The 15,566-nt window shown below is 64.7% G+C and carries 16 protein-coding genes; 9 read left to right on the top strand and 7 right to left on the bottom strand.

Annotated elements, in window-relative coordinates; all coding sequences use genetic code 11:
- Window positions 1-2: 2 nt before the first annotated feature.
- Together FXB38_RS27825 and FXB38_RS27820 are read right to left on the bottom strand one after the other, a co-directional pair.
- Window positions 3-827, bottom strand: a complete 825-nt coding sequence (locus tag FXB38_RS27825) for an aspartate dehydrogenase (protein WP_148754122.1) — start codon at window positions 825-827, stop codon at window positions 3-5.
- A gap of 37 nt (window positions 828-864) precedes the next feature.
- On the bottom strand, window positions 865-1,782 hold the full coding sequence (locus FXB38_RS27820; protein ID WP_148754121.1) for a LysR family transcriptional regulator: 918 nt from the start codon (window positions 1,780-1,782) through the stop codon (window positions 865-867).
- A gap of 134 nt (window positions 1,783-1,916) precedes the next feature.
- Here FXB38_RS27820 and FXB38_RS27815 point away from each other — a divergent pair, with 134 nt between their 5' ends.
- Window positions 1,917-3,215 carry an MFS transporter gene (locus FXB38_RS27815; protein WP_148754120.1) on the top strand — a complete coding sequence of 433 codons (1,299 nt, stop codon included), beginning with the start codon at window positions 1,917-1,919 and terminating at the stop codon, window positions 3,213-3,215.
- A gap of 21 nt (window positions 3,216-3,236) precedes the next feature.
- The gene (locus FXB38_RS27810) at window positions 3,237-4,310 is read left to right on the top strand and encodes a tartrate dehydrogenase (RefSeq protein ID WP_148754119.1); all 1,074 of its coding nucleotides are present in this window, start codon (window positions 3,237-3,239) and stop codon (window positions 4,308-4,310) included.
- A 49-nt stretch (window positions 4,311-4,359) separates the two neighbouring features.
- Here FXB38_RS27810 and FXB38_RS27805 read toward each other — a convergent pair whose 3' ends face one another.
- Together FXB38_RS27805 and FXB38_RS27800 are read right to left on the bottom strand one after the other, a co-directional pair.
- On the bottom strand, window positions 4,360-5,298 hold the full coding sequence (locus tag FXB38_RS27805; RefSeq protein ID WP_148754207.1) for a LysM peptidoglycan-binding domain-containing protein: 939 nt from the start codon (window positions 5,296-5,298) through the stop codon (window positions 4,360-4,362).
- Window positions 5,299-5,397: 99 nt separating this feature from the next.
- Window positions 5,398-6,021, bottom strand: coding sequence for a CGNR zinc finger domain-containing protein (locus tag FXB38_RS27800; protein ID WP_187435199.1), 624 nt, complete (start codon window positions 6,019-6,021; stop codon window positions 5,398-5,400).
- 121 nt (window positions 6,022-6,142) lie between these two features.
- On the opposite strand from FXB38_RS27800, the gene FXB38_RS27795 reads away from it, so the two are divergent.
- Together FXB38_RS27795 and FXB38_RS27790 are read left to right on the top strand one after the other, a co-directional pair.
- Window positions 6,143-6,838, top strand: coding sequence for an alpha/beta fold hydrolase (locus FXB38_RS27795; protein WP_148754205.1), 696 nt, complete (start codon window positions 6,143-6,145; stop codon window positions 6,836-6,838).
- A gap of 73 nt (window positions 6,839-6,911) precedes the next feature.
- Entirely contained in the window at window positions 6,912-7,763 is an 852-nt protein-coding gene (locus FXB38_RS27790) for an alpha/beta fold hydrolase (RefSeq protein WP_148754118.1), read from the top strand.
- 111 nt (window positions 7,764-7,874) lie between these two features.
- Here FXB38_RS27790 and FXB38_RS27785 read toward each other — a convergent pair whose 3' ends face one another.
- Complete coding sequence (locus FXB38_RS27785; protein ID WP_148754117.1) at window positions 7,875-8,591, bottom strand: hypothetical protein; 717 nt, start codon at window positions 8,589-8,591, stop codon at window positions 7,875-7,877.
- Between the two features lie 279 nt (window positions 8,592-8,870).
- Here FXB38_RS27785 and FXB38_RS27780 point away from each other — a divergent pair, with 279 nt between their 5' ends.
- Both FXB38_RS27780 and FXB38_RS27775 read left to right on the top strand, forming a co-directional pair.
- A complete protein-coding gene (locus tag FXB38_RS27780) occupies window positions 8,871-9,794 on the top strand; it encodes an ABC transporter ATP-binding protein (RefSeq protein WP_148754116.1) in 924 nt (307 codons plus the stop codon).
- Window positions 9,791-10,552, top strand: coding sequence for an ABC transporter permease (locus FXB38_RS27775; RefSeq protein WP_148754115.1), 762 nt, complete (start codon window positions 9,791-9,793; stop codon window positions 10,550-10,552). The genes FXB38_RS27780 and FXB38_RS27775 overlap by 4 nt, the downstream gene beginning before the upstream one ends.
- Window positions 10,553-10,595: 43 nt before the next feature.
- Here the strand turns inward: FXB38_RS27775 and FXB38_RS44045 are convergent, their stop codons facing one another.
- Window positions 10,596-10,919: a hypothetical protein gene (locus FXB38_RS44045; RefSeq protein ID WP_148754114.1), complete on the bottom strand. Its 324-nt coding sequence runs from the start codon at window positions 10,917-10,919 to the stop codon at window positions 10,596-10,598.
- Window positions 10,920-11,283: 364 nt separating this feature from the next.
- Here FXB38_RS44045 and FXB38_RS27760 point away from each other — a divergent pair, with 364 nt between their 5' ends.
- The 3 genes from FXB38_RS27760 (at window position 11,284) to FXB38_RS27745 (ending at window position 14,612) form a co-directional block, all read left to right on the top strand.
- On the top strand, window positions 11,284-12,075 hold the full coding sequence (locus FXB38_RS27760) for a L,D-transpeptidase (protein ID WP_148754113.1): 792 nt from the start codon (window positions 11,284-11,286) through the stop codon (window positions 12,073-12,075).
- 555 nt (window positions 12,076-12,630) lie between these two features.
- The gene (locus FXB38_RS27750) at window positions 12,631-12,885 is read left to right on the top strand and encodes an acyl carrier protein (protein ID WP_148754112.1); all 255 of its coding nucleotides are present in this window, start codon (window positions 12,631-12,633) and stop codon (window positions 12,883-12,885) included.
- Between the two features lie 26 nt (window positions 12,886-12,911).
- Entirely contained in the window at window positions 12,912-14,612 is a 1,701-nt protein-coding gene (locus FXB38_RS27745; protein WP_148754111.1) for a fatty acyl-AMP ligase, read from the top strand.
- 6 nt (window positions 14,613-14,618) lie between these two features.
- On the opposite strand, the gene FXB38_RS27740 is transcribed toward FXB38_RS27745, so the two are convergent.
- Window positions 14,619-15,566, bottom strand: a complete 948-nt coding sequence (locus FXB38_RS27740; protein ID WP_246230196.1) for a hypothetical protein — start codon at window positions 15,564-15,566, stop codon at window positions 14,619-14,621.

Here is a 15,566-nt window from a genome sequence, read left to right as displayed (position 1 = left end):
AGTTACGTCCCGACGCAAAGCGTGGCGCGCTGCTTGCGCAGCAGCGCGATCACGGACAGCGCGGTGATCATCCCGGTCTTGGGATTTTCGGATGGGATGTTCTCGATGCCCATCGAGAACCGCGCCGAATCCGCTTCGACCTCGATGCGGTGAACATTGCGCGTCACGGTGGGGTCGGCCCAAACCTGCATCCGGGTGCGATCGGGGCCGATACCCGCCAGCGACAGCGCAACGGCGACATTGACGTTCGCCGGGAAGCCCTTCGCCGCGTCGCGCGCGCTGCCCTCGAACAGTTTTAGCGGCTCGCGCAGATTGTCGAGATCGATCTTGTTCTGAACGATGAACGGTGCGCCCTTCAGCCCGTCGATCGGCTTGCGCGTAACCATCTTCACCGAATGAACGGTGCCGACCGCAGCTGCGTTGACCGCATCGAGCCCGATCAGCGCACCGGTCGGGACGAGGATGCGGCCGCCATTGGAGCGGGCGATATCGACGAGATCAAAATTATCGAGCAATCCGCCAACGCTGACCACGACCGCGGACCTGCCGCGCGTCACCGCCGGCTCGACGATGGAGCGCAGCTGGCTGCTCGGCGCGCATTCGACCACGATGTCGGCGGCGTCGCCGAGCTGGTCGATCGGCAAAACCTGCGGCGGACGGCGCAGGCTGCTCAGGAAGCTCTGGTGTTTCGCGGGATCGCGTACCGCCACGGCAGAGAGCGTCAGCCCCTCAATGCCCTGATCAAGCGCAGCTGCAATCTTGCTGCCGATCGAGCCCAGGCCTGCGATGGCAACCCGCAATTCGTTCTGAGCCTTCTGATCAGTCATCGCATCCACCGTTTGTCCAGGCCACTGTCATAGCCGCTCACGCTTCCCGCGCATAGCTGCGCAGGCGCGCCTCCAACACCGACAGTATCGCATCGCGGGCCGGATCGCGCGATCCGCGCAACCAGGCCGCCGCCAGCGGCAGCCGGCCGACAGGGCCGCTCTGCTTCGGACGGAGCGGTACGAAGCGTACGCCGGAGACCGCCATCCGCGTGGTCCAGCGCGGCACGATCGCAACCCCGAGCTTCGTTGCCACCAGATGGATGATGGTCTGCTTCTCGTCGGCCACCTGCACGATGCGCGGCATCAATCCGGCCTGCTCGAACAGCTTTATCGTGAGGTCATGGCTGTGCGGCCGCGAGCGACGGTCCGGGACCAGCATCGGCTCGTCGGCGATGTCGGCCAGCGTGATCGACTTGCGCGTAGCGAGCGCGTGGCGCTGCGGAAACGCCACGATCGCGGTCTCCTGAAGCAGAGGCCGGAACTCCAGCCGCTTGTCCGGCCGGTCGGGCGGACGAACGAAGGCGAGATCGAGCGCGCCGGTCAGGATTTTCGGCAACAGCCGGACGGTCTTGTCCTCCAGCAGCTGGACCGCGACCTCGGGATGTCCGGCGCGGAAGTCACGCAGCAACGGCGGCAGCAACCCCGCCGCCGCGCTGTCGATGGCGCCGACCCGCAGCCGCCGCGCGGCGCCGGCGCGCGAGCGGTTGCGCAGGTTACTCTCCACGGCTTCGACCCGGGCGAGGATGGCGCGGGCGTCGCGCAGCAGCGTCGTGCCGTCCTCGGTGAGCGAGACCGCGCGGGTGGTGCGCGCGAACAGCCGCGTCCCCAGATCCTCTTCCAGCAGCCTGATCTGGCGCCCGAGCGCGGACGGCAGCATCTGGAGATGCTGCGCGGCGCGGCCGAAATGCAGATGCTCGGCCGCCGCCACGAAGCATCGGAGCTGATGCAATTCCATTCGCGGATCCCCTCGTCTCACCGTAGGAGGATTATATCATTTTTTTGTATAAACCAGCGGCAATTGAGTCCCACTCCTGCCCACGCCTAGGCTCGCTGCCACACAACGAGAATCAGGACTTGAGGGAGGCCAGAGTGGCGAGCGAGATTCAGACGCGCGTGCTGCGCAAGATCACCTGGCGCATCGTTCCCTTCATCATGCTGCTCTACTTCGTGGCCTTCATCGACCGCGTCAATATCGGCTTCGCCTCGCTGACGATGAACAAGGACATCGGCCAGTCGCCGACCGTCTACGGTTTTGGCGCCGGCATCTTCTTCTGGGGCTACTTTCTGTTCGAGGTGCCCTCCAACATCATCCTGCACAAGGTCGGCGCCCGGATCTGGATCGCGCGGGTGATGATCACCTGGGGCCTGGTCTCGGCGGCAATGGCGTTCGTGCAGGGTGCGACCAGCTTCTACATCCTGCGCTTCCTGCTCGGCGTCGCGGAAGCCGGCTTCTTTCCCGGCATCATCCTCTATCTCTCCTACTGGTTCCCGGCTCGCCAGCGCGCCGCGGTGACCGCATTGTTCATGGCGGCAGCACCACTCTCGACCGTGCTGGGCTCACCGGTCTCCGGCGCGCTGCTGGAGATGGACGGACTATTCGGCTTCAAGGGCTGGCAGTGGCTGTTCGTGCTGGAGGCGCTGCCGGCCGTGCTGCTCGGCTTCGTCGTGCTTGCGTTCCTCACCGACCGGCCCGAGAAGGCGAAGTGGCTCGCCGACGACGAGCGGCGATGGCTGGTCGAGACCATGAATGAGGAGACCACCAGCAAGGCCGCGACCGCGAGCCATAGCATCTGGCGCGGGCTCGCCGATCCGCGCGTGCTGGCGCTGTCGCTGATCTATTTCGGCACTTCGGCCGGCCTCTACACGCTCGGCGTCTGGGCGCCGCAGATCATCAAGCAGTTCGGCCTGTCCACGCTTCAGGTCGGCTTCCTCAATGCGTTGCCGGCCACGGCTGCCGTCGTCGCAATGGTGCTGTGGGCGCGGCATTCGGATCGCACCGGCGAGCGCACCTGGCACGTCGTGTGGGCCTGCCTGATCGCCGCCGTGGGCCTCGTCTATGCCGGTCTTGCGGCCGGAGTCGTCGCGGTGCTGGTGGCACTGGCGCTGGTCAATATCGGTATCTCCTCGGCCAAGCCGCCGCTCTGGAGCATGCCAACGCTGTTCCTGTCCGGTCCCGCGGCTGCGGCCGGCATCGCCACCATCAATTCGATCGGCAATCTCGGCGGTTTCGTCGGTCCTGCCATGATCGGCTGGATCAAGGACCAGACCGGGAGTTTTGTCGGCGGGCTCTATTTCGTCGCCGGCCTGCTCGTTCTCTCGGCGGTGCTGACCCTGCTATTGTCGCGCGCGCAGACCGCGCCCGTCGAACCCGTCCCGCAATCCCACTGATCTCTCCAACGGAGCTTTCTCATGCGCACCCATTCGATCGCAGCCATTCCCGCCGACGGCATCGGTCCCGAGGTCATCTCGGCCGGAATCCGCGTGCTGGAGGCGCTGGCCAAGCGCAGCGGCGACCTCGCCTTTACCATCAAGACCTTCGACTGGGGCTCGGACTATTACAAGAAGCACGGCGTGATGATGCCAGCCGATGGCCTCACTGAACTGAAGAAGTTCGACGCCATCTATTTCGGCGCGGTCGGCGCGCCCGACGTGCCTGATCACATCACGCTGTGGGGCCTGCGCTTGCCGATCTGCCAGGGCTTTGACCAATACGCCAATGTGCGGCCGACCAAGATTTTGCCCGGCGTCGCCTCGCCGCTGCGCAATGTCGGCATCGGCGATCTCGACTGGGTGATCGTGCGCGAGAATTCGGAGGGCGAATATGCCGGCATGGGCGGCCGCGCTCACAAGGGCCTGCCGGAAGAGGTCGGCACCGAAGTCGCGGTGTTCACCCGCGTCGGCGTCACCCGCATCATGCGTTACGCATTCCAGCTCGCGCAATCGCGTCCGCGCAAATTCCTGACCGTGGTGACCAAGTCGAACGCGCAGCGCCACGGCATGGTGATGTGGGACGAGATCGCAGCCGAAGTCGCCAATGAATTCCCCGACGTCACCTGGGACAAGATGCTGGTCGACGCCATGACTGTGCGCATGACGCTGCATCCGAAGAGCCTCGACACCATCGTGGCGACCAACCTCCACGCCGACATCCTCTCAGATCTCGCCGGCGCGCTGGCGGGCAGCCTCGGCGTGGCGCCGACCGGCAACATCGATCCGCAGCGCCGCTTTCCCTCGATGTTCGAGCCGATCCACGGCTCGGCCTTCGACATCACCGGTAAAGGCATCGCCAACCCGGTCGCGACGTTCTGGACCGGCGCGCAGATGCTCGAGCATCTCGGCGAGAAGGACGCAGCCGCACGGCTGATGAAGGCCGTCGAGCAGGTCTGCGCCGCTGGCGTGCTGACACCTGATGTCGGCGGCAAGGCGAGCACGAAGGACGTGACGGATGCCGTGATCGACGCGATCCACGGCTCGAACGTGTGATCTTCTCCCTCCCCTCGCAAGCAAGGCAAGGTGATGAGGTGACGAAGCACTACTTTCGCCCAGCCGGCGGAGGCGCCGGCGCCGCCATCGCGGCCGCGGCGTCCGGCGGCGTCAAATGGCGCGGGACGATGATCGACTGGCCGGGGGTGAGCGTCGCATTCTCCGGCAGCGAGTTGCTCTGCGCGAGCGTCCACAGCGGCACGCGATTGGCGGCAGCAATGCTTGCCATGGTGTCGCCGCGGCGGACCGGCAGCCGCACGCCGCTATCCCACAACTCGACCAGCGTATCCCCCGGCACCAGATAGCGCAGCGGCACAGCATCGACCTGGATCTGCGGCGGGATGCGCGGCAACTGCGTCACCATGTCGACGATCTGGCGGTGGATGTCGTCGGACTTCTCGATGTTGATGTGCGAGACCCGCGAGTTCTCCTTGAGGTCGTAGCTCGCATAATGGCCGCGGAATCCCGGCACCGCGACCACATTGCCGCCGCCGAGCACGCTGTCGGAGAGGAAGATGTTGATGAAGCGCTCGACATTGAGCGGCACGTCATCGGTTGCATGGGCGGGGTCGATGGTGATGACGAGGCTGATCGGGATGTTCTCCTTGGCCGCCATCTCGGAGATGATCACCGAGCACAGCCCGCCCATGGAATGGCCGATCAGCACGATCGGCGCCGGCGCTTCCTTGTAGCTCGCAATCGCACGATCGCCGATCCATCGGCAGATGGTGAATTCGTAGACGTCGGCCGAGAAGCCGGCCTTGGTCAGCTTCTCGGCAAGCCGGTCCATGCCGGTCGAGAAGATCGGCCCCATCGCGCCGCGAAACAGATAGATCTTCGGCGGTGGCAACGGCTCGGCCGGCGGAAGTGGCGCGACGGCCGGGACCGCAGCCGGCTTCGGCTTGGCGGGCGAGGCCGCGGCCATGCCGGGGTTCAAGGCGAGCAGCGCAACCGCTGCCAGCACCACAAGTCGCCTTGGATCAATCATCAAGTCCCGCAGTCCCACCACAGGAGGCAGACGCCTCCCCGGGGGCTTAGTGACCACCGATTGGGTGGTTTTTGGGGCACGGAACCGAGGCCGCCGTCATCACTGCCTGCTCTTGAGTCGGTTGCGATGCGCGGCCTGCTTGGCGCGGTTGCCGCAGACCGCCATGATGCACCACCGTCGCGCGCGCCTGCGGGTGTGGTCGGCGAACAGCATCGTGCAGTTATGGCCCTCGCACGCCTTCACGCCGGAAAAGTCCTCCTCGCAGACGAACTTCGCCATCGCCTCGCCGACCGGCAGCAACAGGGACTCGGGCGACCGCCAGCGCCGTATCTTTTGCAGCGCGAGGCCGTCACTGCTCTCACCGTGACGTGACACGATCTGCCGGAACGCTTCATCGCGTTCCAAAAGACTATTCAACGGACCAAGCTCTTGCAGCGCCTTCGCCGTGAGCGGCCGGCCTGCATGCTTGCGAACAAAGCCTCTGAACCATTCGCGCAAGGCGCGCGCCTGATCGGCGACCTTGTCCAGCTCGCCCGGCAAGGCGCGCGCTCTCATCGCATCGAGCTCGTCAGATGGAACGAGCTTGGCCTGGCCTAGCCAGTCAATCAGCCCGGCGCCATCGTCGATCCAATCGACGGGCGTATCGACCGGGGTCGCAATCGAATTGAGGAAATCGAGACCGAGCGCGTCGGCAATAAACATGGCAGGCGGTCTGTTTGGCATGTGCGGCTCCCCCAGCCGGACGGAATACATTAACATAACCTGTAAAATGGCCGTTGACAAGTTACTATCAAGGAACGTAACCTACAAATAGACTTGAACAGGTTACGATGGAGAGATGAAGATGGCCCGAGGCAATGTCACGGTGGTCCTTGCCCATGGCGCGTGGGCGGACGGATCGAGCTGGGCGCGCGTCATCACCGCGCTCGGGGCCGAGGGGATCAAGGCGCAGGCGGCGCCGCTGCCGCTGACCTCTTTGGCTGACGATATCGCGGCCCTGAACCGCAGCTTGGATCGAACCGAGGGGCCGATCGTGCTAGCCGGCCACGCCTATGCCGGCGCGGTGATCGCACTCGCACGTCCTGCCCGCGTGAAGGCGCTGGTCTATGTCGCGGCCCTTGCCCCCGACGAGAGCGAGAAGGTTGCGGACGTGTTCTATCGCCTTCCGCCGCATCCGCAGGCGCCGAAGCTTGCTCCCGACGACAATGGCCTGATCTGGCTGCCCGAGGACGCCTTCGCAGCGGCGTTCGCGCAGAACGCCCCGGCGGAAGATCGTGCCGTGCTCGCGGCCGTGCAGCGGCCGATCTCTCTGAACTGCATCACGGTCCCGGCCGGCCGCCCGCTCTGGAAGGATATCCCGAGCTGGTTCCTGATCGCCGAGCAGGATCGCATGATCGTGCCAGAGACGCAGCGCTACATGGCGGAGCGTATGAAGGCGAACATCCGCGCCTTCCCCGTCGATCACACACCGAGCGTCACGGCACCGGCGGCCGTCACCGACATCATTCGCGACGCGGTCCGCACCGTGAGCGGCAACTAAGGCGCCTGCGCCACCGGCGTCGCGCCGGCGCCGTTCCAACTTTCTTAAGGCAACCCCAATGACGGAGACTGCCATGACCTCCACCAGATATCGCACGGCCGACATCGACGGCTTCAAGGTGTTCTATCGCGAAGCCGGGCCTATCCGCGCACCGAAGCTCCTACTGCTGCACGGCTTCCCGAGCGCCGGCCACATGTTCCGTGACCTGATCCCGCTGCTGGCCGACAAGTTTCACCTGGTCGCGCCCGATCTTCCCGGCTTCGGCCAGTCCGACATGCCGTCGCGCGAAGCGTTCAGCTACACCTTCGACAACATCGCGCGCGTGATCGAGCGCTTCACCGAGGTGATCGGCTTCGACCGCTTTGGAATCTATGTCTTCGACTATGGCGCGCCGACCGGCTTCCGATTGGCACTCAGCCGTCCCGAGCGGGTCACGGCCATCATCTCGCAAAACGGCAACGCCTATGAGGATGGGTTGAGCGAAGGCTGGACTCCGATCAAGGCCTATTGGCAGGATCCATCGCCCGCCAATCGCGACGCGCTGCGCGCCTTCCTCACACCGGAGACGACGCGCTGGCAGTACACGCATGGCGTACCCGATCCGAGCCTGGTGTCACCGGACGGCCAGAACCTCGACAATTTCTATCTGGCGCGGTCGGGCTCCGATGACGTGCAGCTCGACCTGTTCGGCGACTACAAAAGCAATGTCGCGCTCTATCCCGCCTTCCAGGAGTATTTCCGCAAGCACAAGCCGCCCTTCCTCGCGGTCTGGGGCAAGAACGATCCCTTCTTCATTCCGCCCGGCGCCGAAGCGTTCAAGCGCGACAATCCCAACGCGGTCGTCAAATTCCTCGACACCGGTCATTTCGCGCTGGAGACGCATGCAAGCGAGATCGCGGATGCCATTCGCGCCTTCCTGGCGTAGCGAGAGCAGTCCGCTGCGGCGGCGTGCCTTCACCGCATGGACAAGACAATGCCGCCGCCGACATGGATTTCGACGGCGGCATGATGAGGTCAGCCGCTACGGGCGAAAGCTTCAGTTCCTCGCCGGCGCCACAGCCGCGGCCGAGTGCGCAGCCCGCGGAGCGCCGGGTTCGGCGACCGGTCCAGCCGGACCGCGCGAGCGGGCGATCGCGGCATCGATCTCGGCGATCACGCGGCGCTGGATTGCCTCGTTCTTGTCGATGGTGATGTGACCGACGCCGCTGCCGCGCACGTCGACATTGTCGAGCTTGCCACGGAGACCGGACGCGGCCCGCACCGGCTCACCCGGACCGTCGCCGATATAGATGTTGATGTAGCGCTCGGCACCGGTCGTCAGCTTGGTCTTGAACACGGAGTCGAGCCCGATCGCGAGCTTTACGGGCACGCCGAGCTGGTTGAGCTTGGCGATCATGTCGGGCAGCGCGGTCGCGCCCGATGAATGCCCGACCAGCACGATGGTCTTGAGCCGGCCCGCCTTGTAGTTCGCAGCCGCCTCATCGGCGAGCGAGGACCAGGACACGAAGTTCGCGACGGTCACCGGGATGCCCTGCGCCTGGAGGCGGGCGCCGATCGTGTCGAGCCCGAGCGAGAAGATGTTGAGCACGCCGCGGAGCAAATAGACATGCGTCGTCGCGGCAGCCTGGCTCGGCGCCGCCTTGGCGGTGGTCGGGCTCATGGCAACAGCTGACAGCAGGAGCAGGCAGATCGCCCACATACGGAGGGTGGACAACTGGCTGGCGCCGGCGGTGTGACAGCCGTTCGGTCTCATCGATCTTTTCCCTGGGGACATACGCTTCGCGATTGGCCGGAATCGTAGCCACGGGCCGCTCGCAGACGCAACAAAGAGCCGCGTGAACGGCGATCTTAGCCGCAATCCGTGACCATCGCGCAACACTTGCCTGAAACCTGCCACCGAAGCGCCTGTTTTGAGACCAATTTTCTCCGGCCAATTGCGACGGGGCAACGGCATTCCTATTTCAGGGCTCCGCTGCTCCCCGCCCGACAGGGTGCGGGTTCCGGCGCCTCCCTCCCCACCCCACCGGCCATCATGTCCTCCATCATTTCCGTCGCCAATCTGTCGAAGACCTATGGGTCCGGCTTCAAGGCGCTCAAGAACGTCAATCTCGACATCAAGCGCGGCGAGATTTTTGCGCTGCTCGGCCCCAACGGCGCGGGCAAGACCACGCTGATCTCGATCATCTGCGGCATCGCCAATCCCAGCGAGGGCAAGGTTCTCGTCGGCGGCGAAGACATCCAGACCTCCTATCGCAAGGCACGCTCGCTGATCGGCCTGGTGCCGCAGGAGCTGCACACAGACGCGTTCGAGAGCGTGTGGGCGACCGTGAGCTTCTCCCGCGGCCTGTTCGGCAAGCCGAAGAATCCTGCGCACATCGAGAAGATCCTCAAGGACCTGTCGCTCTGGGACAAGAAGGACAACAAGATCATCACGCTGTCCGGCGGCATGAAGCGCCGCGTCATGATCGCGAAAGCGCTGTCGCACGAGCCGCAGATCCTGTTCCTGGACGAGCCGACCGCCGGCGTCGACGTCGAGCTACGCAAGGGCATGTGGGAGGTGGTCCGCACGCTTCAGCAGTCCGGTGTCACCATCATCCTCACCACGCATTACATCGAGGAAGCCGAGGAGATGGCCGACCGCATCGGCGTCATCAACAAGGGCGAGATCGTGCTGGTCGAGGACAAGGCCACCTTGATGCAGAAGCTCGGCAAGAAGCGGCTGACGCTGCATCTGCAGCCCACGCTCGCCGCGCTGCCGGAGAGCCTCGCTCATTACGAGCTCGACCTTTGCGACAGCGGTGCGACGCTGGTCTACGATTACGACACCAAGGGCGAGCGCACCGGCATCACCAGCCTGCTCAGCGACCTCCGCACCGCCGGCATCCGTTTCAACGATCTCGACACGACCCAATCGTCGCTCGAGGACATCTTCGTCGACCTCGTGAGGGCGTCATGAATTACCGCGCCGTCCGCGCCATCTATCTGTTCGAAATGGCGCGCACCTGGCGCACGCTGCTGCAGAGCATCGTTTCGCCCGTGGTTTCGACCTCGCTCTATTTCGTGGTGTTTGGTGCTGCGATCGGCTCGCGCATCAGCCAGGTCGAGGGCGTGAGCTACGGCACCTTCATCGTGCCGGGCCTCATCATGCTCTCGGTGCTGACGCAAAGCATCGCCAACGCCTCGTTCGGCATTTACTTCCCGAAATTCACCGGCACGATCTACGAGATCCTGTCGGCGCCGATTTCTTACTTCGAGATCGTGCTTGGTTATGTCGGTGCGGCTGCGACCAAGTCGATCATCCTCGGCCTGATCATTCTCGCCACCGCCGGGCTGTTCGTGCCGCTGCACATCCATCATCCGGTCTGGATGCTGACCTTCCTGGTGCTGACGGCGGTGACGTTCAGCCTGTTCGGCTTCGTCATCGGCATCTGGGCCGACGGGTTCGAAAAGCTCCAGATGATCCCGATGCTGGTGGTGACGCCGCTGACCTTCCTCGGCGGCAGCTTCTATTCCATCGACATGCTGCCGCCCACCTGGCGCACCGTCGCACTGCTCAACCCGGTCGTCTATCTGATCTCGGGCTTCCGCTGGAGCTTCTACGAGATCGCCGATGTCAGCGTCGCCGTCAGCATCGGCATGACGACGGCGTTCCTGGTGATTTGTCTCGCCGTGATCTGGTGGATTTTCCGGACCGGCTATCGGCTAAAGAACTGACCGTCATTCCGAGCGCGCTCCGCGCACCCGGAATGACGGCGTGTTACCTGTAGCAGCGGAAATGATGGTACCCATCATAATAGCCGCGACAGTGGCGGTGGCCGTGATAGGGGATACCCAAAATACCATCGACAGCACCAACAGCACCACCGACACCGGCGCCAACGACACCGCCGACAGCGCCGCCCACGGGACCAGCGATGCGGTTACCCTCGTAAGAACCTTCCTGAGCGCCACGCACAATGCCCTGGGCGTGGCTGGCTTGCGGCACGCAAGCCAGGGCAAGAAGGACGGCGGCGGCCGCGAAGAGCAGGCGGACGGGCAGACCCGCCGGCAACTGCGCAGCGGCAATACGAGCTTTGTTCATCTTGAATCCCCAAGGGTAAGTGGCGGCGGCGACAGCCGCCAATTGGCAGGCCGTGTTCAACGCCCGAAGCGGCCAAATGGTTGCGCCTTTGTGACGAATTGTCGGCGCTGTGAACGCAGCTTCCGCTCGCGAAAATGTCAGCATCGCCAGAGCCGGCGCGGCACAAAGCGGCCTTGCTTACGCCCGGCATCACGTTAACGATGGGTGCGGCAGGCCGCTGGAACGAAAGCCGGATTGCAGCCATAGTGCACGCCGGGGGACGGAGAGCCGCGGCGTTATTGTTTGAGCATGATCTTTTCGGAAAACCGCTACACACTTTTCCGGATCATGCTCTAGCGCGAACAGGCCGGAGGCCAGAATTCAAATGCGTTCCTTTTTCATTGCGTTCACGTCCCTGATGCTTTTGAGCGCGGGCACCGCGCAGGCCAAGGTCGACATTACGATCGACAAGGACAATCAGCAGATGACCGTCGTGGTCGACGGCGTCACGCGCTACCACTGGCCGGTGTCGACCGGCATCCCCTCGCGCGAGACGCCGGGCGGCGCCTTCCGCGCGTTCCGCATGGAAGAGGATCACTACTCCAAGGAATTCGACGACGCGCCGATGCCGCACTCGATCTTCTTCACCAAGATCGGACATGCCATCCACGGCACCGACTCGGTCGGACGATTGGGTACGCCCGCCTCACATGGCTGCGTGCGGCTGTCGCGCCAGAACGCTTCGACGCTCTACGCGCTGGTGCAGGAGCAGGGCGTGCTCAACACCACGGTGACGCTGACCGGCTCGGCGCAGGTGGCGCTGGCCCGCAACCCGCGCGGTCGCGCCAACAATGCGGTGGCCCGCGCCCAGCAGCCAGCTGAGGAGCAGTACGCGACCTCGGGCGATCCCGTGAATTTGACGCCGCCGATGCAGCCGGCCCGCCGCTACATGCCGCAGGACGACAACTACATCTATCCCGCCGACGGAAGCGACACCGGCGCGCGCTATCCGGCGCCGCGCCCGGTCACCCGCCCCTATGGCACGCAGGTCTACCAGCAGCTGCCGCAACCGCAGCCGACGTACGACCAGGGCTATGGCCAGCAGGGCTACTACTATCAGCAGCAGCAACAGCCCCGGCAGTATTATCAGCCGCGCAATTATTATTACCAAAACTGAGGTTATCTGAACGCGGCGTCGCCGCGTTTCGATGATCTTTCGCACTGCATCGACGAAGGCGCGGGCGACCGGCTCGAGGATATCGGGCCGGTCGCGGTAAGATCGTCTGCCGGCGTGTGGAAGGTTTGATGGCGGCCGGCCATGCCGAGGAAATTGGCGTAGCCTGCCGCATGCACGTCGCCTAGCTCGCCGACCGCCTGCTACTCCCACCTTGCGTCGCTGCGTTCATCTGCGCCGGCAGCGAATCAAAATCGTTGTCGCGCTGGGGCGGCGGCCGGCTGCGATACGGTCAGGGCCGCGAGGAAAAGGTCGGCGAACAAGCGGGCACGGTTCATGCAAAAATCCCGTCACGCGCGTCAAACTGCAATTTTGGGAGGATAAGGGCGGCCGTTGCCGCTGTCGACCGGGGGAAATCGCGCCAACCTGTGCACGAAATGAGCAGCCGGGCGACGCAGGAAAGCAACAGTCCCCAACCTTCAACGCCGCGGCGTTTGGGCCAAATTGACAACCTTGAGGTCGCCCGTATTGTCGTTCCGACTGTTTCTGGGAAATGACATGACACGCGAGCAGATTTCGGATTTCTGCGTTACGGCGCTAGCCAACATCCTGCGAATTTCGAAGGACCGTGTCGACACCGGCACGAAATTCAGCCGCCTCGGCCTCGATTCGGCGATGCTCGTCTATCTCATGATGGAGCTCGAGGAGAAGCTCGACCTCGAACTGTCGACGGATGACTTCTACGACCACCCTACAGTTGAGGCGCTGTCGCGATTTCTCGCCGACAAGCGCGCGCTCCGCTCCGCCGCCTGAGGGCGGCTGAAGCCGGCGCAATCCAGATGGACAATCTCCGCTCACTCGTCGCGCTGCTGGCGCGGCGCGCGGCGGGGCAGGCTGACGATCGCGCCTATGTCTTCGTCTCCGATCGCGCGACGGAGGAAGCAGTCCTCACCTTCCGTCAACTCCATGAGACCGCAACCGCCCTCGCCGCGCGCCTGAGCGCGTCCGCACGGCCCGGCGACCGCGCGATCCTGGTGTTTCCGCCAGGCATCGAATTCATGGTGGCGTTCTTCGGCTGCCTGATGGCGGGGATCATCGCCGTGCCGATGATGATGCCCCGGCGAAACAGCGCCCGCGATTCCAGCGCAGCGATTCTCGCCAATTGCACGCCGGCGCTCGCGCTGACGACCACCGCATTCGCAATGCGCGGTGACCTGGAGGCGCGCTTTGCGCAGGAGGATATCCGGTGGATCGAAGTCGACCTCACTGAAGCGGCCGGCTCGACGATCGATCTGCCGGAGCCAGCGCCCGACGACATCGCCTTCCTGCAATACACCTCCGGTTCGACCTCCGAGCCGAAGGGCGTCATGGTGAGCCATGCCAATCTGCTCGCCAATCTCGAGATGATCCGGATCGCGCTCGGCAACACCGGGCAATCGACCTATGTCAACTGGGTGCCGCTCTATCACGACATGGGGCTGATCCTGAACGCGCTGCAGGCCCTCTATGTCGGCGCGACCTGCGTGCTGATGGCGCCGAACGCGTTCATGCAGCGGCCGCTCGGCTGGCTGCGCGCGATCTCGCATTATCGTGCGGAGGTCGCCTGCGGGCCCAATTTCGGCTTTGACCTCTGCGTCAGCCGCTATCGCGCCGATCAGATGGAGGGCGTGGACCTGTCCTCGCTCCGGGTCGCGCTCAACGGCGCCGAGCCGGTGCGCGCCGATACCATCGCGGGCTTCATCGAAACGTTTGCGCCGCACGGATTCGATCCCCGCGTGATGTATCCCGCCTATGGCATGGCAGAAGCGACGCTCCTGATCTCCGGCGGGACGCGCGGTGGCGGCCACGTCACACGCAGCGTCAGCCGCGCCGCGCTTCAAGCCCATGCGGCCGAGGCGCCGGCGGATCCCGGCGACTCGCAGCTCGTCGTCGGTTGCGGCCGCGCGCTTGTCGGCGAGCGGATCGCCATTGTCGACCCCGAGCAGCGCCGACGGCTTCCGGCCGACCGCGTCGGCGAAATCTGGGTCAGCGGCGCCAACGTCGCACGCGTCTACTGGCGCAACGATGCGGCGACGCGCGAAGAGCTCAATGCGGAGATCGCGGATGAGGATGGCCGGTGGCTGCGCACCGGCGACCTCGGCTTCCTCGATCGTACCGGCGAATTGTTCGTCACCGGCCGGATCAAGGATCTCATCATCATCCGTGGCATCAACCATTATCCGCAGGACATCGAGCGCACCGTGCAGTCGCTGGACAACGCATTGCGTGAGAACTGCGGCGCCGCTTTTTCCGTGCCGGATGAACATGGCGAGGAAAGTCTCGTCATCGTCCACGAGGTCGAACGCACTGCGCGCCATACGATCGACACGGCCGAGATCAAGGGCCAGATCCGCGAGGCCATCGCCGACAGCCACGAGCTCTCCGCCCGACATGTCGCGCTGATCCGTCCCGGCGCGCTGCCAAAAACCACCAGCGGCAAGATCCAGCGCAAGCTTGCGCGCAGGCTCTGGCTCGACGGTGGATTCGAGGAGATCGGCTGAGCCGGCTCAGAAATCGATCGTCGCGCTCTCGCCATCGCGCAGGCTGGCGATAATGCCTTGCTCGATCCGGCGCGCGAGTTTCGGGCGATAGTGGATGAAGTCGGCGAAGTTGTCGCGATCGCGGGTCAGCGCGTTGTCGACACGATAGCTGATGAAATTGCTGCGCGGACGCCCCGCGATGACGGCTTTCAGCGCGGCATCGCAAGCGACGCGCTCCAGCGCCACATCCGTGCCGGGCTTCGGCACGGTGGCCGCGAAAGTCGGCGGCACGATGATGACGATCGGCACGTCGGCCGGCAGCTTCCTGACGATCTCTACCAGCGCAGCGATCTCCGGGAATGTCGCCCGCGTCCCGGCGGATGTAGCCGGCGCCGGATCCCTGGGCCAGCCGACCTCCTTGAATTGGCCAGGCGGCCAGATGTCCTCATAGCTGACAAAGCCGTCCGGATTCATCCGCTGCCGCCAGCCGAGCCCGATGCTGAGCCGCTGAAAGGCCTGCTCGATCGCGTGCCAGGAGATCAGCCGCACCGCGTAGGTGACGACACTTCGGTCGTAGAGCCAATAGGGAAACGGAGCGCCCTCCTCCTTCGGCCGCGCATGAACGCACCAGCCGGGATCGGCCGCGAGCACCAGCGCGCCGACCTGCTTGTGATTGCGCAGGAAGAAATCGAGCACCGCGAGCTGCTCGCGCGGAGCCGAGCCGGTGGTGTAGAGCTGCACGAAGCGCAGGCCCGTCGCGCCGGACAATTCCGCCGGCGCGATCAGCTGCGCCGTCGAGTTGCCGAGGATGGCCGCGTTGAAATTCGGATCTCTGGCGCGGCTCGCGGCCGTGATCTGGGTGAGACGATTGTCGACGCCATTGATGCCGAGCAGGCCGAGCTTGCCGCTGTCATAGGGATCGACGACCACCATCAGCGCCAGCACCAGCACGGCCGCGCCGATCAGCGTACCCAT

The sequence above is a fragment of the Bradyrhizobium cytisi genome (genome assembly GCF_008123515.1).
GTDB classification, from domain to species: Bacteria; Pseudomonadota; Alphaproteobacteria; order Rhizobiales; family Xanthobacteraceae; genus Bradyrhizobium; species Bradyrhizobium cytisi.
This window is presented reverse-complemented; position numbering and strand designations above follow the sequence as displayed.